Origin of the sequence: Aliiroseovarius sp. xm-d-517 (genome assembly GCF_013283135.1) — a bacterium.
Classification (GTDB): Bacteria; Pseudomonadota; Alphaproteobacteria; order Rhodobacterales; family Rhodobacteraceae; genus Aliiroseovarius; species Aliiroseovarius crassostreae.
On record NZ_WBXT01000001.1, the window covers coordinates 158,023 to 176,112 of the forward strand.

Sequence of the window (18,090 nt, forward strand, 5' to 3'; positions counted from 1 at the left end):
GAGGCGAGGGGCAGCGCCCCTTTGCCAGATTTGCTACCATACGTGGCGTTCAGTTGCTCCACAGGATCCTGGCATCCCCGGCCTGCATCTCACCTTGGGCGCGGTCAAACCGCAGATAGGCAATCGCCCGGTCGCCGGATTGGGTGAACAGCGTGCCGACCGATTTTCCGTCCGAGGTGATCTCGCTGCCCACGGGGGCGGTGCCCGTGATTGTGACCTGCACCAGCCCTTTGCGCAGCTCGGTCTTGTGTTTCATCCGCGCCGTAACCTCCTGGCCCACATAGCAGCCTTTGCGGAAATCCACCCCATGCAGCCGGTCGAAACCAGCCTCAAGGATATAGCTGTCCGGCCCCAGCTCAACGCCAGTTTCCGGAATGACATGTGCCACGCGGATTGCGTCCCAATCCACCTCTTCCGAGGGGCGGCCATCATAGCTGCGCCAGCCCAGATCCGGGTGGCGTGGATCGACAAAGCCCCCCTCTGGGGCCGGGCCCAGACCGCGAGAGGGAGAGAGGGAGGTCTCTTCGATTTGGACATCTGCACGCAGCCGATACATGTTCAGTCGCTGGGCCAGAGCTTTGGCAAGGTCGCGGTCCACATCCAGAAGAATGCTGTCACCGGCCGGGATCAGCAGGAAATCGGCAATATATTTGCCCTGTGGGGTCAGAAGGGCCGCATAGACCATGCCGTTTTTCAGCCGGTCCACGTCATTGGTGACAAGGTTTTGCAAAAAGGGCTCCCGGTCCGCGCCGGAAATGCGCAGCACCGTGCGGTGGGCAGAATTGCTCATGTTGCGTCCTTTAGCTGCGCCCAAAGCCAAACAGGCGTTTGAGGCTGAATCTTTTGGGGGTATCCACCTTTTTCTGATGGCGGAGTTTGCGGGAGGCGGCCTCTTCTGCTGTGGGGCCGCTATCCTTGAACTGCAACGCATGGAGCTGGGCGTAAATCCCCCCCCGTTCCAGCAGCTCTTCATGGGTGCCCTGATCCACCACTTGTCCCTGATCCATCACGACAATCTTGTCCGCCGCCTGAATGGTGGAAAGGCGGTGGGCAATGACCAGGGTGGTGCGGCCCTGTGACAGCTCGTCGAGAGCCTCCTGCACCAGCTTCTCGGACTTTGCATCTAGTGCCGAGGTCGCCTCGTCCAACAGCAGGACGGGGGCGTCACGCAGGACGGCGCGGGCAATGGCGATCCGCTGGCGCTGACCGCCAGAGAGGTTGGAACCACGCGGCCCAGCCTGTGTATCAAGGCCGTTCTCCATACGGGGCAGAAAGTCATCCACATGGGCGGCCTTGAGGGCGTGGTTCAGAAGGGCGTCGTCTACAGTTTCACGCCCCATCAGGATATTGTCACGCAGGGTTTCGTCAAACAGAAGGGCCTCTTGGCTGACCACGGAAAACAGCCCGCGCAGCTGCTCCAGCGGCAGCGAGGTGACATCCGTCTTGCCAATGGTGATGGCCCCGCTATCGGCGTCGGCCAGTCGGGTCAGAAGGTTGAAAACCGTGCTTTTCCCCGCCCCGGAGGCCCCCACAAGCGCGGTGGTCTGACCGGCCTTGGCCGTGAAGCTCGCGCCGCGCAGAACCGGTGTGTCGCCATAGGAGAAATTCACGTTTTTCAACTCAATATCCGCATCACGCGCGGGCTGCGCCAGACGTTTTGGCGCCGCGGGCGAGGTGATGGTGGGTTTGGTGTCAAAGATCTCCCGGATCCGTTCAAGGCTGGCCAGTGCCGCCTGCCAGGCGCCCGACACCTTGCCAAGGTTGCGCAACGGGTCAAACACCAGCGCCATGGCGGTGAAGAAAGACATGAACTCGCCCACGGTCTTGTCGCCATCCACGATCTGCAGCCCGCCATAGAACAGCACGCCAAAGAAACCGACAGCGGCAATGATGTCGACCATGGCGATGATGCCGGAGCGGTTGGCCTGGCTTTTCAGATGCAGCCCCGCATATTTCTGGATATTCGTGACAATCCGGTTTTCTTCCCGATCTTCTGTCCCTGTCAGCTTGACCTGATTAATCCCGTGAAACAGTTCATCCAGGCGGGTCGAGATCTGCGCCGCCGCCGTGCGGCTGTTGCGTGTGGTCTTGCGCACTTTCTTTTGCAGGATGTTCATGGGCAGGACCAGAATGGGGGCTGCGGCCACGGCGATCAGAACCCAAAGCCAGTCAATCCAGAGCGCAACCCCCAAAAGTGCGATCAAGGACACCACGTCGCGGGCAAGGGCGGACAGGATGACCTCCCAGATATTGGCGGTGGCCTGCACATCCCCACGCACGCGCTCCATCAGGGTGCCCGGTGAATTGTCGCGGAAATAGCTGCTGTCAAGCGTCAGCATATGCGCAACCATATCCCCCTGCAGGCGGGCCGCAACCTGTTGGCCCACATAGACCATCAGAACCTTGTGCCCGAAGGCGGAAATGGCGCGCATGATGAAAATGCCGGCAACAAGGATCGCAACCAGCGCAATCGACCCGGTGGTTCCACCAGCAAAAGCGGTGTCGAACATGGGTTTGATCATGTAGCTCAAGGCACCAAGGGCCGACCCTTCCAGCGCCATCAGCAAGACGGCAACAATCAAAGGAAGACGATAGGCGCGCAGATAGTCGCGCCAGAGCCAGCGGATCATCGGATCACGGGAGGTGTCACTCATCGGTTGGGTTACATCTTTCGGTTGGCCTGAAACGAGGCGGTCAGGGTTTCAGGGTCATAGTGATCCCGGATCCAGTCACGGATCGGCATGGGCTGAGTTTTGATATGTGCAGCATAGGCGGCAATCATGTGATCCAGAATACCGGCCTTGGTCCAGCTTTGATGCGCATATTTGATTGAAAGCTGTCTGGCAGCCTCTTCAACCGGGGCCCCCATATAGTCGATCAGGTAAAAGGCGGCGGCCAGACCGGTGCGGTCTGCTCCTGATTTGCAATGGATCAGCATCGGTTTTTCGACCTTGTCCATCAGATCAAATAGCTCCAGATAAATCTCACGCGACAAAAGGCGCTTGGCATTCAGCTGCAGGTCATAAAGCGCCATGCCATAATCGGCGCAGGCCTCTTTTTCGAAGGAATAATAGGGATAGGGCCGCGCCCCGCGCAGATTGATCACCGATTTGATGCCGATTTCCGCCAGGCGTGGAAAATGCACAGGGTCAGGCTGGTTGGAGCGCCAGGCCTCGTCGGACAGTTTGTAACGGTTCGGGATGAAACGGCGAATGTAGGAATGGTCGATCACCGCGCAATAAAGCCGCCCGTTGCGGCGCAATGCGGGGGTCGAGATGTCAGGGCCGATGCTGCGTTTCCACGCCCGGTCTCTGGATCTGATCTTGGCATATAAACTCGACAGCATCGCCTGCTCCGTAAACTCGTATCCGGTGTAGCTTTTTCACGAGGGGCAGACAAGCGCGTGCGCATCGCGGTGATTGTAAACCGCTCAAACGGGTTTGCCACAACTGTGTCGTCCTTGAAGCAAAGGCGTGTATGGCAATGGAATGGCGCTCAGCTCCCCATGTTGAAGACGCCCGCGCGGGAATGTGCTTGCTGGGGCAAACGACCCTAATTTGGGGCACGGACCCGCCCGGATGGGCTGGATCAGGTGTTTTGCAGCGCCTGCAAGGCATCAGGCAGGGCTGCTCCAAACGCGTCAAGGTCTTCGGGGCGGCCGGCAGAGACGCGAATGCAGCGGTTTTGCGGCGCGGCAAAAGGCATGCGGACAAAGATGTCCCGTGCGATCAATGCCGCAACTAGATCCCGCGCAAACGCGCCGTCCTGCCCACAATCAATGGACACGAAATTCGTGGCCGAAGGTAAGGCGGTCAACCCATTGGCCACCGCAATGTCACCAATGCGACGGCGAGCGGCCGCAACATTGTCCAGCGTCTGCCTGAGGTAGTCCTGATCTTCAAGCGCGGCCAGAGCCCCCGCCTGACTGATCCTGCTCATACCGAAATGGTTGCGGATCTTGTTGAAGGCTGTGATCAGTGGTTTGGCTGCAATGGCGTATCCCACCCGTGCGCCTGCCAGCCCATAGGCCTTTGAAAAGGTGCGGAAACGAATGACGCGCGGATCTTCGGGGACCAGATCCGGCATCATGCCCTCCGGCCCGAATTCTGCATAAGCCTCATCCAGCACCAGCAGGCAGCCTTCCGGCAGGGCCTCAATCATGGCCTGCACACGGGGGCCGTCATGCCAGCTCCCCATCGGGTTGTCCGGATTGGCAAGGTAAACCAGCTTGGCCCCGGTTTCAGTTGCCTTTGCCACCAACGCCTCCGGGTCCTCATGATCATCGCAATAAGGCACCGTGACCAACGCACCGCCAAACCCGGCAACGTGGTAATTGAAGGTCGGATACGCCCCCTCTGAGGTGACAACCTTGTCACCCGGACCGATCAGCAACCGGACCAGATAGCCCAGCAACCCATCAATCCCTTCACCAACCATGATGTGCTCTGCCGCGATCCCATGATGCGCGGCCAGTGCGTGGCGCAGCTCATGACTTTCCGGGTCGCCATACATCCAGGCCTCGTTAGCCGCCGCCTGCATTGCCGCAACCGCCTTTGGCGAGGGGCCAAATACATTTTCATTGGCCCCCAAACGGGCCAGAAATGCCCGCCCGCGCGCCCGCTCCTGCGCCTCCGGCCCGACAAAAGGAACAGAAGCAGGCAAACTGTCGGCGAGCGGGGTGAGGCGGGCATAGATTTTGGTCATGCCCCAGTTAGAGCAGCCGCAACGATTGGGGACAAGCCCTGCTTTCTTCTTGGCTCAAATACTCTGGGGTGAGCCTCGAAGAGGTGAGGGGCAAAGCCCCTTGAAACAAACAAAAAGCCGGGCGCTAAACCCGGCCTTCTAGATATTCTTGGTACTTAAGGCGTTTCAGTTATTGCTGTGATCCAACAATAACCGGAAACGCCTTAGTCGATCTCTTTCAACCGGTCGAGCGCGGTTTTCAAAACCTCTTCCTCGGCTTCGCGCGCCGCGAGGTTCGCACGGGTTTCTGCCACCACCTCAGCCGGGGCGCTTTCGGCAAATTTCGGGTTTTTCAACCGTCCGCGCAATCCGCCGAGTTCTTTGCCGAGCTTGCCCAGCGTCTTCTCCAGCCGCGCAATTTCCTCATTCACGTCAATGATATCGGCAAGGGGCAGGGCAAAGGTTCCCCCGTCGACCGCCACCGTGATGCAGCCCTTGGGCAGGTCCGCCATTTCGGTGATGCTGTCCACGCGCGCCATTTTCTGAACCAGCCCGATATTCTCAGCAAGCGCCTTGCGCCCCGCTGCATCCAGTTCCTGCTGGATCACCGGAATTTTCAGTCCGGCGGGGACGTGCATCTGGGCGCGCGCACTCCGGATGTTCTCGATCAGCGAAATCACCCAGTTCATTTCACGCGCAGCGTCTTCATCCACCAGTTCCGCACCATATTCAGGCCAGTCAGCATGGATCAGCATCGTTTTGCGCGGGGCAATCTGCGTCCACAGCTCCTCGGTGATGAAAGGCATGATCGGGTGCAACAGGATCAGACACTGGTCGATCACCCAGGCCATGGTGGCGCGGGTCTCGGCCACCACTGCGGGGTCTTCCGCGTTCAAGAGCGGCTTGGAGAACTCCACATACCAGTCGCAGACCTTGCCCCAGACATAGGCATACAAACCATGCGCCGCGTCGTTGAAGCGGTAAGCGGCCAGGGCCTCGTCCACATCGGCGCGGATCTTGGCGGTTTCCGAGATGATCCAGCGGTTCACGGTCTGCGTGGCCGTTGCGGGATCAAATTCCGCACTCGGTTTGCATTCATTCATCTCGGCAAAGCGTGCAGCGTTCCAGATCTTGGTGCCGAAATTGCGATAGCCCGCCACGCGGTCCTTCGACATTTTCAACACGCCCCCGATCGAGGCCATGGCGGTGTTGGTGAACCGCAAAGCATCCGCGCCGTATTCGTCAATGATCTCAAGCGGGTCGATCACATTGCCCGTGGTCTTGGACATTTTCTTGCCCTTCTCGTCACGGACCAGCCCGTGCAAGTAGACCGTGTGGAACGGGTTTTTGCCGCAGACCGCCTGAGACATCATCATCATCCGGGCCACCCAGAAGAACAGAATGTCCTGACCAGTGATCAGCACGTCACCGGGGAAATAGGCGTTCAACTCATCTGTATCCTGCGGCCAGCCCAGCGTGCCAAAGGGCCACAGACCCGATGAGAACCATGTGTCGAGCACATCCGCGTCGCGCCAGACCGGGTAGACCAGTTTGGTCGGGTCCTGCTCCATCTCGTATTGGGCCAAGGCTTCTGCAAATATGTGGATTGCAGCAGCGCGGTCCTCTACTTCAACCACGCGGGCGGCGTTCAGGGGCGTGGGCAGACCGGCCAGACCATCGGCAAACCGGCCTGCCACGTCGTCAAAACTTGCCGCACAGGCGGATTTCTCATGACCGGGCAGGAAATCCTGCTCCAGCATCAGCCGCCCCATTTCCACGATGTCAATTGCACCGTCCTGTTCGTCATCCACATACCCGTTGGCGGTCAGGTCAAACCCGTACCAGACCGGCACCTGGTGCCCCCACCACAGCTGGCGCGAGATACACCACGGCTCGATGTTTTCCAGCCAGTGATAAAAGGTCTTCTCGCCGCTTTCAGGCAGGATTTTCACGTCTCCGCCCCGGACCGCGTCCAGCGCGGGGCCTGCGATCTTTTCGGCGTCCACGAACCACTGATCGGTCAGCATCGGCTCGATCACAACCTTTGATCGGTCGCCAAAGGGCTGCATGATTGGCTTGTTTTCCACGTAAGGCACGGTTTCGGTGATCAGGTTGCCCTCGTCTTCGCGGGTCTCCTCGATCATCACCGCCAGACCTTCCGTGGTGATCTGCTCTACAACCAGTTTACGCGCCTCGAACCGATCCAGACCACGGAACTCATCGGGCACGAGGTTCATCGCGGCGATTTTCGCCTCGTCGAAATCTTCTTCGCCATTTGCAATGCGCTGGGCAATCTCGGCTTCTTCGGCATAGGGGCGCCCGTCGGCGCGCATATGGCCGCGCGTGTCCATCAGCGAATACATCGGAATATCGCCGCGCTTGGCGACCTGATAGTCGTTGAAATCATGTGCGCCGGTGATTTTCACCGCGCCCGAGCCAAAGTTCATATCCGGGTATTCGTCGGTGATGATCGGGATCAGGCGGCGATGCTCTTTCGGACCCACGGGGATTTCGCACAGTTTGCCCACGATGGGCGCATAGCGTTCATCATCAGGGTGCACCGCAACCGCGCCGTCGCCCAGCATGGTTTCCGGCCGGGTCGTGGCGATGGAAATGTAGTCACGCTCTTCTTCCAGCGTGACGTTCCCGTCCTCGTCCTTTTCGACATAGGTATAGGTCGCGCCACCGGCCAGCGGGTATTTGAAATGCCACATATGGCCCGCAACTTCGATATTCTCGACCTCAAGATCAGAAATCGCGGTCTCGAAATGCGGGTCCCAGTTCACCAGGCGTTTGCCACGATAAATCAGCCCCTTGTCATACATGTCGACAAAGACCTTCAGAACGGCATCGTGGAAATTGGCCGAGTTTTCATGCCCAACGCGGGGATCCCCCGGGGCGCCCGCCATGGTAAAGGCGTTGCGAGACCAGTCACAGCTTGACCCAAGACGTTTCAACTGGTCAATGATGGTCGAGCCATATTGCCCCTTCCATTCCCAGACCTTCTCAAGAAACTTCTCGCGGCCCAGATCGCGGCGACCGGGCTGCTGGGTTTCGGCCAGCATCTTTTCCACCTGCAACTGGGTGGCGATACCCGCATGGTCCTGCCCCGGCTGCCAGAGCGTGTTGTATCCGCGCATCCGGTGCCAGCGGGTCAGGATATCCTGCAACGTGTTGTTGAATGCGTGGCCCAGATGCAGCGCACCGGTCACATTGGGCGGCGGGATCATGATGGTGAAACTGTCTGCTCCCGGCTTGGCATTGGCGCCCGCCTTGAAGGCCCCCGCCTCTTCCCAGTTCCGGTAAATCCGCGCTTCCGCTGCGCCTGCGTCAAATGTCTTGTCCATGGCCATGGGTTCTGTCCCGTCATTTCATGTGTTGATTGGGGTTTAGCGGCTGAAAGCCAAAAGGGAAAGAGGGCGCAGGCCCGCTCTCTTTTCCTTGTCTCAAATATCCTGGGGTGAGGGCGCAGCCCGAGGGGCAACGCCCCTTCGTTCAGCTGATCACATCGGGGCCGCTGCGCCCCGACGCCTGCCGGATCCCCGCAATCTGTTCACAGGCGGCAATCACACCCGCAAGAGCGTCCTGCGCATCATGTGAGTGATCACCCTGCGGCCCCTCATAACTTTCCAGATAGACCCGGATGGTCGCCCCTTCCGTGCCGGTCCCCGACAGGCGTATCATGAACCGTGCGCCGCACTCAAAACTCACGATTACTCCCTGGCCGCTGGTTTCACTGCCATCCACCGGATCGACATAGGAAAAGCTTTCGGCGCGCGCGACTGTCAGTGCTCCAAATCTCTGCCCGGCAAGGGTGGGGAACTGTGCCTCAAGACCGGTCATCACCCGGTTGGCGATGGCGGTATCCACCGCCTCGTAATCATGGCGTGAGTAATAGTTGCGCCCGAACTGCGCCCAATGCGCGGTCAGGATGTTGGCAACAGGCTGTTTGCGAACGGCGAGGATGTTCAGCCACAAAAGCACGGCCCAAAGCCCATCCTTTTCGCGGACGTGATCCGACCCGGTGCCTGCGCTCTCCTCTCCGCACAGGGTGGCACGTCCCGCATCCAGAAGTGTGCCGAAATACTTCCAGCCGGTCGGGGTCTGAAATGCGTCGACCCCCAACGCCTCCGCCACGCGATCCGAGGCGCCCGAGGTGGGCATGGAACGGGCAATTCCCCTGATGCCGCCCGCATATCCCGGTGCCAGATGCGCATTGGCCGCCAAAACGGCCAGGCTGTCGGATGGGGTGACGTAAATCCCGCGCCCAAGGATCATGTTGCGATCCCCATCCCCATCGGAAGCCGCAGCAAAGTCCGGGGCATCCGGTCCTAGCATCAGATCATAAAGAGGTTTTGCCCAGACCGGGTTGGGATCAGGATGTCCGCCGCCAAAATCCTCGCTGGGTATGCCGTTCAGCACTGTTTCGCGCGATGCCCCCAGCCGGTTCACGAGGATTTCATGTGCATAAGGGCCGGTGACCGCATGCATGGCGTCAAAGCGCAGCGAAAACCCTCCCGCAATCAGGGCGCGGATTGCATCGAAATCGAACAGGTCTTCCATCAGGGCCGCGTAGTCGGATACCGGATCGACCACCTCGATCTCCATCTCTCCAAGCTGGCTGATGCCGATCCCGGAAAGGGCCGGGGCATCCCGGTCAATCAGATGATATTCCGAGATATTTTGGGCCGCCTGAATGATGGCATCCGTCACGGCCTCGGGGGCGGGACCACCATTTGCGATATTGTATTTCAGACCAAAATCCCCTTTGGGTCCCCCCGGATTGTGGCTGGCCGACAGGATGAAGCCGCCATCAGCCCCGCATTTGCGGATCAGGTGGCTTGCTGCCGGTGTCGACAGGATGCCATCTTGTCCGACAATCACCTTGCGCACGCCATTTGCTGCCGCCATGCGCAGGATCACCGCGATGGCCTCTCGATTGAAGAACCGGCCGTCCCCGCCGACCACAAATGTCTTTCCCGCAGCCCCCACCGCATTCAGCGTGGCCTGCACATAGGTCTCCAGATAGCCGGGGGCCGAAAAGACCGCCGTTTTCTTGCGCAGGCCCGAGGTGCCGGGGATCTGACCTTCGATAGGAGAGGTGGGGACGGTGATAATCATGGGGGGACCTCGTTACGGAATGACATTGTTTTTTCGTGGTTTACCCCAGGCGATCTATCCGCGTCGAGAGGTGGATCAGGCTTTCTGACCCCTTGACCCCGTCGATTTCGCCGATGGCATCCAGGGCGAGATCCAGCTGCGTGGGCGAAGATGCGGCCAGTTGCAGGACCATATCAAACCGCCCCGAGGCCGTATGGGCGCGTTCCACCTGGGGCAATGTCTTGAGGCGGGCGACCACGGCCACTGTCGATCTCGGCTCGATCGAGATCAGCACCGTGGCGCGAATCAGATCCCCCCGTGCCTCGTCGCCAAGTTTCAGCGCATAGCCTGCGATGATCCCCTTTTCCTCCATCCGTTCAATACGGGCCTGCACTGTTGAGCGCGCAAGCCCAAGACGGCGGGCCAGGGTAGCCACGGGCAGGCGGGCGTTTTGCTCAAGTTGCGCTATAAGTTCGCGATCAGTCTCGTCCATTTGTTTCCTCAAGGCGTCATTTCGCCCGTTAATTAATGCCACATTGCTCAGTATGACACTAGAATCTGACGGCGCACAGCGAAATACTTAAATCAACTCGCGCAAGAGGATCACATGAGCAAGCAACCTTCCATTTGGACTACAGTCCTGTCGCATCTGAAACTGGAGGCTCCCAAAGGGCCCGTCCTTTATTTTGCCCCCGCAGTTCTTCAGGCAACTGCGCGTCGGTTTGTTCAAGGTTTTGATGGGGTTGTGACATATGCCGTCAAAGCAAACGATCTGCCGGTGGTGTTGGAAAATCTTGTGGCGGCCGGGCTGAGCGCCTTTGATGTGGCCAGCCCGGCCGAGATGAGGGCGCTTCGGGCGGTCTCACCGGATGTGGTGATGCATTACAACAATCCCGTGCGCAGCCCCGAGGAGATCGACTTCGCGGTTGAAATGGGAGTGGCGTCCTATTCGGTGGACAGTCTTCGTGAATTTGAAAAACTGCGCAGGCGCGTCCCGCCCGAGGGGATCGAGATGTCCGTGCGTCTCTGCCTTCCCGTGGAAGGGGCCGCTTATCATTTTGGCGAAAAATTCGGCGCGGACCCGGAACTGGCGGCGGAGCTGTTGAAACAGGTGGCCGCGGCGGGGTTTGTCCCCTCGATGACGTTCCACCCCGGAACGCAATGTGCCGATCCCGCCGCCTGGGTGCATTATATCGAGGTCTGCGCGGATATTGCCGAGGCGGCCGGTGTCACGCTGTCACGTTTGAATGTGGGGGGCGGATTTGCCGCCAACCGGGGCGTGGCTCCGGATCTGGAACGGATCTTTGACGCCATTCACGATGCCGCCGAAACAAGCTTTGGCGCAACACCCCCGCTGCTTGTCTGCGAACCGGGGCGGGCGATGGTGGCGGATGCCTTTACGCTGGCCACGCGGGTCAAGGCGGTGCGGGACAACGGGGATGTGTTTCTGAATGACGGAATTTATGGCGCACTGGCAGAAGCCCCACAGATCGGCACGGTGAACCGGATGCGGTGCCTGCGGGCCGATGGGACGGGATTTGAGGATGCCCTGACACCACGGGTGATCTATGGGCCGACCTGCGATTCGATTGACCGGTTGCCGGACCCGATGCCTTTGCCGGAAGGACTGGCCGAAGGCGACATCGTGCTGTTTGACGGAATGGGCGCCTATTCCTTTGCCATGGCGACACGGTTCAACGGGTATGGGGTGTTGGATCTTGTGACGGTGCAGGATCTGCAGAACTGATCGTCTTGGGGGGCTGAGGGGTTTCCGGGGGATCAGGCCCTTTTCATGATGATGCAAGTGGTGGAGCCGGTGGCGTAGAGCCGTCCATCGGCCACGCCGCGCAGCTCGCCAATCGCCACACCGGTTGATCGTCCGCTATGCTGCGTGATGCCAATTGCCTCCACCTCGGTGCCGGGGTGAATGGGGCGGACGATATTCACCTTGTATTCCAAGGTGGTATAAACTGAACCTCGTGGAACTTTGGTCATCACGGCGCAGGCCATGCAGCTATCCAGAAGCGTGCCATACCAGCCGCCATGAACCGTCCCCATCGGATTGCAGTGATCAAATTCGGGGGTGCCGCGAAATGTGACTTTGCCGTCTTCGACACTGTGCAGATGGTAGTTCAACCCGGTGGAAATCGGAGGCCGGGGCAGGGTTCCCTCAAGCATTCCTTGCATGAACTCCAGCCCGGATATCCGGGTCAGAGCCTCTCCGGTCAGGAGCTCGTCCATGGAAGTCGCTGTATACATGATGGCCCCGTCTCTCACTTTTTGTCGGTAATCCTGTTGCGGGATCAGAGTGGGAGGTTGGGCGTGCAAGAGGCAAGTGTGACGCAGCGGCGTCGGATCCAAGGGCGCATGTGCAAGCGGATGTCATCGGAACAGTTGCCGAAAGAGATGCTTAAAAAGAGACGCTGAAAGTGACAAAGGGCGTCACAGCACATGTGACGCCCTTCTTGGGGGGCTGGGTCGCCCTCCCAGCAATGAACTAGCCCGATCAGGCCACGTTTTGCAGCTGCACCTTGGGGGTCACACCCAGCGCATGACAGACGTCGCGCGTCAGGGCAGGTTTGTTCAACGTGTAGAAATGCAGGTCCTGAACCCCCTCATCCAGAAGGTCAGAGCAGAGCTCGGTGCAGAGCGCCGTTGACAGCAGATCCTCACGCCCGTCCCGCTTGGCCTTTTCAAACGCGTCTTCCAGCCAGGCCGGAACCGACGTGCCACAGCGGGTTGCGAATTTCTTCACCCCGTTCCAGTTTTCAATCGGCAGGATGCCGGGAATGATCGGGGCGGTGATGCCGGCCTTTTCACAGGCATCGCGGAACCGCAGGAAGGTGTCTGCTTCAAAGAAGAACTGGGTAATGGCAGAATGCGCCCCCGCGTCAATTTTCTTTTTCAGCCAATCCACACAGGCCTGCAGATCATCGGCTTCGGGATGCGGTTCCGGGTAGGCACCGACACGGATATGGAAATCTCCTGCATCAGCAAGGGCTTCGACCAGTTCAACCGAGCTGGTGAAACCGTCCTGATGGGCGGTGAAGCCCTGGCTGCCCTTGGGGGGATCTCCTCTCAGGGCGACAATCTCGGTCACGCCGACCTTGGCATAGTCCCGGGCGATCTTAAGGGTGTCTTCGCGGGTTGCGTCCACGCAGGTCAGATGGGCGGCGACATTCAGGCCATATTGCTTGAGGATCACCCCCACAGCGTCATGGGTAAGGTCGCGGGTGGTGCCCCCGGCGCCATAGGTTACGGACACAAATTTCGGGTCCATCGGGGCCAGATCGCGCACAGTGTCCCAGAGCCTCCAGCTCGCTTCCAGCGACTGGGGCGGAAAAAACTCGAATGAGATATTCGGCGTGGTCATTTTGGCCTCACGATATTGAGAATTTCGATATCCGCCTTGTGCCCGAAAATTATTTGTGAGACAAATTCATAATTCTCAAAAAGAATATGAGGTTCTTGCATGTATCTGGAGTTTCGACACCTGCGGACCATCCGCGCGATCCATCAGGCAGGCAATCTGGCACGGGCGGCGGATATGCTGCATATCACCCAGTCGGCGTTGAGCCACCAGATCAAGGGGCTGGAGGATCAGGTCGGGATGGAGCTGTTTCATCGACGGACCAAGCCGATGAAGCTCAGCCCGGCAGGAATGAAACTGCTGCGCCTGTCCGAACGGGTGCTGCCCGAGATTGCGGCGGTGGAAGAGGAGTTTCGCGCGTTGCAGGAGGGCCGCTCCGGGCGCCTGCATATCGCCATTGAATGCCACGCCTGTTTCGACTGGCTGTTTCCGGTGCTGGACAAGTTGCGCCACGCCTGGCCTGAAGTGGATCTGGATATCCGGCAGCGGCTGGCCTTTGACGCGATCGAGGCGCTGCGACGTGAGGAGGTGGATCTTGTGATCACCTCTGATCCGGTGGAGATGCCCGGCATCACCTTCTCTCCACTTTTTGACTATGAACCGCGATTTGTGGCGGCATCCGGCCATCCGCTGGCGGACCGCCCGTTTATTGAAGCGGAAGATTTCGAAGAGGAACTTGTGCTGACATATCCCGTGGAACGCGCCAAGATCGACCTGTTCACAGCTCTTTTGACGCCAGCGCGGGTTGAGCCGCGTGCGGTGCGACAGGTTGAGATGACCGAGATGATCCTGATGCTGGTCGGGGCAGGGCGGGGGGTTGCGGTGATGCCGGATTGGGTCTTGCGCAGTGCCAAGACAAACCCGGATTTCGTGACCAAACGCCTGACGGCCAACGGGCTGTTCAAACGCATGTATGCGGCCACACGCGAAGAGGACACCATGGTGCCCTTCATGGCACATATGCTGCGCCTGTGCCGGTCCGAGCCGGTGAAATTGCAACGCTGAGGGGGGCTTGTCATGAAACGCATAGCTCTTATGCGTTTTTCACGGCACAAACCGCATAAGAAAACTTGGCAAGTGGCCCGTCAGGGCTTATACGCGCGATCTGATACAAAGGAGCCCTTCCCATGCAATTCAGCGCCAACCTCAATGTGATGATCACCGCCGCCCGTAAGGCGGGTCGCAGCCTGGTGAAGGATTTCCGCGAGGTCGAGAACCTTCAGGTGTCGATGAAAGGGGCGGGGGATTTTGTCAGCCGTGCCGATATTGCCGCCGAAAAGATCATTCGTGAAACGCTGATGGAGGCGCGTCCGAACTATGGCTGGCTGGCCGAAGAGGGTGGTGAGATCGAGGGTAAGGATCCGACCCGTCGCTGGATTGTTGATCCGCTGGATGGCACCACCAATTTCCTGCATGGTCTGCCCCACTGGGCGATTTCCATCGCTCTGGAACACAAGGGCGAAATCGTCGCCGGTGTGATTTTTGATGCCGCCAAGGACGAGATGTTCATGGCGGAAAAAGGTGCTGGCGCCTGGCTTAACCAGTCGCGTCTGCGCGTGTCCGGTCGGATGCGGATGATCGAAGCGATCTTCGCCACTGGCCTGCCCTTTGGTGGGCGTTCGGACCTGCCGGAAACCTTGCAGGATCTGGCGCGCCTGCTGCCTGCCACGGCCGGTGTGCGCCGGTTTGGTTCGGCGGCGCTGGATCTCGCTTATGTTGCGGCCGGTCGGTATGACGGGTTTTGGGAACGTCGCCTGCACGCCTGGGACCTTGCAGCGGGTCTGGTGATTGCAAAAGAAGCGGGCGCGCTGGTCGAACCAATCTCCCCCGAAGGGAATATTCTTGACGACGGTGAAGTGGTTGTTGCCAACGAAGCCCTGTTCGAGAAGTTTTCCAAAGTCATCCGCGACGCTTGATCAAGGCGATCTTTGCCGTCTGTCTGAACCTGCGCTGGATGAGATGTCCCGCGCAGCGGGCAGGGGATGTGGATCTTGGATTTCCGTGTTCCGGGTGAAAGCGTATTCAATTCAAGGTGCATCTTAAAACTTCCGCAACCGTTTCACAGTTTGGCCCCATTTCGACGCCATAAATTGCGGTATGACTTATTTTGCCCAAACCCCTGCGTGCTTGCGCCGCCTTTTGCAGAGCGAAGATGGTGCCGTTACTGTTGATTGGATCGTTCTGGTTGCCTTGATCGGGTTGATTGGCATGGGGGTGGGGACTTCGGTCACGACCAATGTGCCGGGCAAAGCCGAAGAGATCAGCGCGTTCATCTCCAAACATGATTTTGGTCTGGATTGATCTGGTCGGGATTGGAGCAGCCTGGATTTAGATAGAGCGAACAGTCTGGCGGGTGATGCTGGGCGGATCGCGTTTTGGCCAGGCCTTTATCGCGTCTATCCATGACAGGTGGTGTCCCCGTGGCTTATTGCTGCGGGGTTTTTTGATGGGGAAGCCATGCCCCGCCAGATGTCACCTTTTATCGCCTCGGTCAGATCGCCGAACCTGTGGGATCCGGCTTTTTTGAAACCGGTAATGGGCGACAGGATGATCCGGGTGGCCGAAGGTGATCCGCCAGTATTCGGGACCTCCCAGCCGATACCAGAAGGGCAGCATGGCAACGAATCCCACGGCAAACCCACCGATATGCGCCCAATAGGCAACGCCCCCCTGAGCGTTGAGACTGGCCACGCCACCCCAGAGCTGCAGGGCCAGCCAGATCAACAGCATCAGCCAGGCCGGGAAAGGGATCACCTTGAAAAATATGACAATAATGAAAAGAACATCGACCTGTGCGCGGGGAAATAACAGCAGGTAGCCTCCCATGATCCCGGCGATTGCCCCAGAGGCGCCGACAATCGGAATGGTGCTTGCGGGATCGACCAGCACCTGAAGCAAACTCGCCCCAACCCCGGCGGCCAGGTAAAACAGCAAAAAACGCAGATGCCCGAGGATATCTTCCAGATTGTCTCCAAAGATCCACAAGAACAGCATGTTCCCGGCAAAGTGCAGAAACCCCCCATGCACAAACATGGATGTGAACAGGCTGCTCCATCCTTCCCCCTGCAAGATCGTATGGGGCACGGCGCCATAGCCATAATAAACCTGCGCCAGGGCGGCCTCGTTGCCGCGAAGTGGCCACATGGCCAGAAAGACCACCAGATTCACTCCAAGCAGGCAGAAGGTGACATATGGCACGCGCAGGGAAGGGTTATGGTCGCGGATTGGTATCATGGGGGGATACAGGGGGGTTTTTGAAGGAGGGTCAAGCCCTTTCCCTTTGATTTCCCCACAGTTTCCTGCTTTGACGATGCTGTGATTTGCCCGGATATATCTGTGTGATAAGCTGTCCCTATGCGCTTGGGGACCTGTCTTCTTTTCTGTTTCACCCTTTGGCCCGCTCTTGGGCAGGCCCAAAGCTGCCCGCCACCCAATGATATTTCCGTCAAGATCGACGGGTTGCTGTCTGAGGTGCAATCCGCGCGTTCCGAGCGTGAAGCGGGGCCGATTGTTGCGCAGATGTGGGCACTTTGGAAAACGGCGCCCGATGCGCGGGCGCAGGCGTTGCTTACCGAAGGTGTCGAGGGGATTCGCCTGACGGATTATCGGGCCGCCGAAACCATTCTTGGCCAGTTGATCACCTATTGCCCGACCTACCCTGAAGGGTTCAATCAGCGCGCGTTTGCCCGGTTTCTGTCCGGGCGCTATGATCTGGCGCTGGAGGATCTTGATGCGGCGCTTGAGCTTGATCCGCGCCATGTGGCTGCCCGGGCCGGACGGGTGCTGACACTACATGCGCTTGGGCGTGTGGACGAGGCGCAGGACGAACTGCGTGCCGCGCTGAAGCTCAATCCCTGGTTGCCTGAGCGGCATATGCTGATGCGCCTCCCCGGGATCGATCTGTAACCCCCAATTGCGCTTGCCCTTGCCAGCCAACTCGGTATTGTCGCGCCACCAACGCGGATGTGTCTGACAGACCTCTCCGCTATCCCGCGGGCCCGCGTGGTGGAATGGTAGACACAGGAGACTTAAAATCTCTAGGCCGTATAGGCCGTGCCGGTTCGAGTCCGGCCGCGGGTACCACAATTGATCCAGTAACATGTTGGCCTGCAACATGTTGGCCAGAAATCCCGCCACTTCCGGTTGCGCCACGTCAAAGCGCGCGGCAGGATGTCGTGTGAGGATAAGCCATGACCCATGCAGATCCCACAGCGCCTGATGGCGCGCATGCCGCCCAACGCATTTTCCATACGGAGGATGTGACCAAGATCTATCGCACGGGGATGGTCGAGGTGCATGCCCTGCGCGGCGTGAATGTTGAGCTGTTTTCCGGTGAGTTCACCGTGCTGCTCGGGGCGTCCGGCTCTGGGAAATCCACCCTTCTCAATATCCTTGGCGGGTTGGACCATGTCACCTCTGGCCGGGTCTGGTTTCGTGATCAGGAGCTGACAGCAATGGGGGATCGTGCGCTGACGCGCTATCGTCGCGATCATGTTGGCTTTGTTTTTCAGTTCTACAATATCGTGCCCTCTCTGACGGCGCGCGAAAATGTGGCTTTGGTGACGGAAATTGCACCGAACCCCATGTCCCCGGAAGAGGCGCTGGAGCGGGCCGGGCTTGCCCATCGGATGAACCATTTTCCGGCGGAGCTGTCCGGGGGGGAGCAGCAGCGCGTGGCCATTGCGCGTGCCATTGCCAAACGTCCCGAGATCCTTTTGTGTGACGAACCGACCGGGGCGCTGGACAGCAAGACCGGGGTGCAGGTGCTGGAGGCGCTGGATCAGATCAACCGTGATCTGGGCACAACCACCGTGGTGATCACCCATAATGCCGGTATTCAGGCCATGGCACACCGGGTGATCCGATTTGCAGATGGCACGATCAGTTCGGTCAGCCTGAACAAAACCCGCCTTGCCCCCGCAGAAATTTCCTGGTGA

The 18,090-nt window shown here is 59.2% G+C and carries 16 protein-coding genes and 1 tRNA gene; 7 read left to right on the top strand and 10 right to left on the bottom strand.

What is annotated here, in order from left to right:
• Nucleotides 1-49 precede the first annotated feature (49 nt).
• The 7 genes from XMD517_RS00735 to XMD517_RS00765 form a co-directional block, all read right to left on the bottom strand.
• Nucleotides 50-790: a folate-binding protein YgfZ gene (locus XMD517_RS00735; protein ID WP_173485526.1), complete on the bottom strand. Its 741-nt coding sequence runs from the start codon at nucleotides 788-790 to the stop codon at nucleotides 50-52.
• 10 nt (nucleotides 791-800) lie between these two features.
• Complete coding sequence (locus tag XMD517_RS00740; protein ID WP_254449634.1) at nucleotides 801-2,654, bottom strand: ABC transporter ATP-binding protein; 1,854 nt, start codon at nucleotides 2,652-2,654, stop codon at nucleotides 801-803.
• A gap of 8 nt (nucleotides 2,655-2,662) precedes the next feature.
• Complete coding sequence (locus XMD517_RS00745) at nucleotides 2,663-3,346, bottom strand: tyrosine-protein phosphatase (protein WP_173485527.1); 684 nt, start codon at nucleotides 3,344-3,346, stop codon at nucleotides 2,663-2,665.
• 242 nt (nucleotides 3,347-3,588) lie between these two features.
• On the bottom strand, nucleotides 3,589-4,704 hold the full coding sequence (locus XMD517_RS00750; RefSeq protein WP_173485528.1) for a pyridoxal phosphate-dependent aminotransferase: 1,116 nt from the start codon (nucleotides 4,702-4,704) through the stop codon (nucleotides 3,589-3,591).
• A 203-nt stretch (nucleotides 4,705-4,907) separates the two neighbouring features.
• A complete protein-coding gene (locus XMD517_RS00755; protein WP_173485529.1) occupies nucleotides 4,908-8,036 on the bottom strand; it encodes a valine--tRNA ligase in 3,129 nt (1,042 codons plus the stop codon).
• Nucleotides 8,037-8,178: 142 nt separating this feature from the next.
• Entirely contained in the window at nucleotides 8,179-9,804 is a 1,626-nt protein-coding gene (locus tag XMD517_RS00760; RefSeq protein ID WP_173485530.1) for an alpha-D-glucose phosphate-specific phosphoglucomutase, read from the bottom strand.
• Nucleotides 9,805-9,844: 40 nt separating this feature from the next.
• A complete protein-coding gene (locus XMD517_RS00765; protein WP_055190724.1) occupies nucleotides 9,845-10,276 on the bottom strand; it encodes an Lrp/AsnC family transcriptional regulator in 432 nt (143 codons plus the stop codon).
• A gap of 114 nt (nucleotides 10,277-10,390) precedes the next feature.
• Between XMD517_RS00765 and XMD517_RS00770 the strand changes: the two genes are divergently transcribed.
• Nucleotides 10,391-11,530 carry a type III PLP-dependent enzyme gene (locus XMD517_RS00770; protein WP_173485531.1) on the top strand — a complete coding sequence of 380 codons (1,140 nt, stop codon included), beginning with the start codon at nucleotides 10,391-10,393 and terminating at the stop codon, nucleotides 11,528-11,530.
• A gap of 32 nt (nucleotides 11,531-11,562) precedes the next feature.
• Here XMD517_RS00770 and XMD517_RS00775 read toward each other — a convergent pair whose 3' ends face one another.
• Together XMD517_RS00775 and metF are read right to left on the bottom strand one after the other, a co-directional pair.
• A complete protein-coding gene (locus XMD517_RS00775) occupies nucleotides 11,563-12,042 on the bottom strand; it encodes a PaaI family thioesterase (RefSeq protein WP_173485532.1) in 480 nt (159 codons plus the stop codon).
• A 247-nt stretch (nucleotides 12,043-12,289) separates the two neighbouring features.
• The gene (metF, locus tag XMD517_RS00780) at nucleotides 12,290-13,156 is read right to left on the bottom strand and encodes a methylenetetrahydrofolate reductase [NAD(P)H] (protein WP_173485533.1); all 867 of its coding nucleotides are present in this window, start codon (nucleotides 13,154-13,156) and stop codon (nucleotides 12,290-12,292) included.
• A gap of 99 nt (nucleotides 13,157-13,255) precedes the next feature.
• On the opposite strand from metF, the gene XMD517_RS00785 reads away from it, so the two are divergent.
• The 3 genes from XMD517_RS00785 to XMD517_RS00795 all read left to right on the top strand — a co-directional run bounded on the left by XMD517_RS00785 (nucleotide 13,256) and on the right by XMD517_RS00795 (nucleotide 15,454).
• Nucleotides 13,256-14,158 (top strand): LysR family transcriptional regulator, encoded by a 903-nt coding sequence (locus XMD517_RS00785; protein ID WP_055190732.1) that lies wholly within the window; start codon nucleotides 13,256-13,258, stop codon nucleotides 14,156-14,158.
• Nucleotides 14,159-14,280: 122 nt separating this feature from the next.
• Nucleotides 14,281-15,069, top strand: coding sequence for an inositol monophosphatase family protein (locus tag XMD517_RS00790; protein WP_173485534.1), 789 nt, complete (start codon nucleotides 14,281-14,283; stop codon nucleotides 15,067-15,069).
• A 181-nt stretch (nucleotides 15,070-15,250) separates the two neighbouring features.
• Complete coding sequence (locus XMD517_RS00795) at nucleotides 15,251-15,454, top strand: Flp family type IVb pilin (protein ID WP_055190736.1); 204 nt, start codon at nucleotides 15,251-15,253, stop codon at nucleotides 15,452-15,454.
• A 171-nt stretch (nucleotides 15,455-15,625) separates the two neighbouring features.
• Here the strand turns inward: XMD517_RS00795 and XMD517_RS00800 are convergent, their stop codons facing one another.
• The gene (locus XMD517_RS00800) at nucleotides 15,626-16,387 is read right to left on the bottom strand and encodes a rhomboid family intramembrane serine protease (protein WP_173485535.1); all 762 of its coding nucleotides are present in this window, start codon (nucleotides 16,385-16,387) and stop codon (nucleotides 15,626-15,628) included.
• 120 nt (nucleotides 16,388-16,507) lie between these two features.
• On the opposite strand from XMD517_RS00800, the gene XMD517_RS00805 reads away from it, so the two are divergent.
• The 3 genes from XMD517_RS00805 (at nucleotide 16,508) to XMD517_RS00815 (ending at nucleotide 18,090) form a co-directional block, all read left to right on the top strand.
• Nucleotides 16,508-17,059 (top strand): tetratricopeptide repeat protein, encoded by a 552-nt coding sequence (locus XMD517_RS00805; protein ID WP_173485536.1) that lies wholly within the window; start codon nucleotides 16,508-16,510, stop codon nucleotides 17,057-17,059.
• Between the two features lie 90 nt (nucleotides 17,060-17,149).
• Nucleotides 17,150-17,236 (top strand) — tRNA-Leu (locus tag XMD517_RS00810).
• Nucleotides 17,237-17,343: 107 nt separating this feature from the next.
• Nucleotides 17,344-18,090: an ABC transporter ATP-binding protein gene (locus tag XMD517_RS00815; protein WP_173485537.1), complete on the top strand. Its 747-nt coding sequence runs from the start codon at nucleotides 17,344-17,346 to the stop codon at nucleotides 18,088-18,090.

Bases quoted from the DNA above. Each gene is read 5' to 3' on its own strand.
- XMD517_RS00735 (WP_173485526.1), bottom strand. From the start codon at position 790: ATGAGCAATTCTGCCCACCGCACGGTGCTGCGCATTTCCGGCGCGGAC.
- XMD517_RS00740 (WP_254449634.1), bottom strand. From the start codon at position 2,654: ATGAGTGACACCTCCCGTGATCCGATGATCCGCTGGCTCTGGCGCGAC.
- XMD517_RS00745 (WP_173485527.1), bottom strand. From the start codon at position 3,346: ATGCTGTCGAGTTTATATGCCAAGATCAGATCCAGAGACCGGGCGTGG.
- XMD517_RS00750 (WP_173485528.1), bottom strand. From the start codon at position 4,704: ATGACCAAAATCTATGCCCGCCTCACCCCGCTCGCCGACAGTTTGCCT.
- XMD517_RS00755 (WP_173485529.1), bottom strand. From the start codon at position 8,036: ATGGCCATGGACAAGACATTTGACGCAGGCGCAGCGGAAGCGCGGATT.
- XMD517_RS00760 (WP_173485530.1), bottom strand. From the start codon at position 9,804: ATGATTATCACCGTCCCCACCTCTCCTATCGAAGGTCAGATCCCCGGC.
- XMD517_RS00765 (WP_055190724.1), bottom strand. From the start codon at position 10,276: ATGGACGAGACTGATCGCGAACTTATAGCGCAACTTGAGCAAAACGCC.
- XMD517_RS00770 (WP_173485531.1), top strand. From the start codon at position 10,391: ATGAGCAAGCAACCTTCCATTTGGACTACAGTCCTGTCGCATCTGAAA.
- XMD517_RS00775 (WP_173485532.1), bottom strand. From the start codon at position 12,042: ATGTATACAGCGACTTCCATGGACGAGCTCCTGACCGGAGAGGCTCTG.
- metF (WP_173485533.1), bottom strand. From the start codon at position 13,156: ATGACCACGCCGAATATCTCATTCGAGTTTTTTCCGCCCCAGTCGCTG.
- XMD517_RS00785 (WP_055190732.1), top strand. From the start codon at position 13,256: ATGTATCTGGAGTTTCGACACCTGCGGACCATCCGCGCGATCCATCAG.
- XMD517_RS00790 (WP_173485534.1), top strand. From the start codon at position 14,281: ATGCAATTCAGCGCCAACCTCAATGTGATGATCACCGCCGCCCGTAAG.
- XMD517_RS00795 (WP_055190736.1), top strand. From the start codon at position 15,251: ATGACTTATTTTGCCCAAACCCCTGCGTGCTTGCGCCGCCTTTTGCAG.
- XMD517_RS00800 (WP_173485535.1), bottom strand. From the start codon at position 16,387: ATGATACCAATCCGCGACCATAACCCTTCCCTGCGCGTGCCATATGTC.
- XMD517_RS00805 (WP_173485536.1), top strand. From the start codon at position 16,508: ATGCGCTTGGGGACCTGTCTTCTTTTCTGTTTCACCCTTTGGCCCGCT.
- XMD517_RS00815 (WP_173485537.1), top strand. From the start codon at position 17,344: ATGACCCATGCAGATCCCACAGCGCCTGATGGCGCGCATGCCGCCCAA.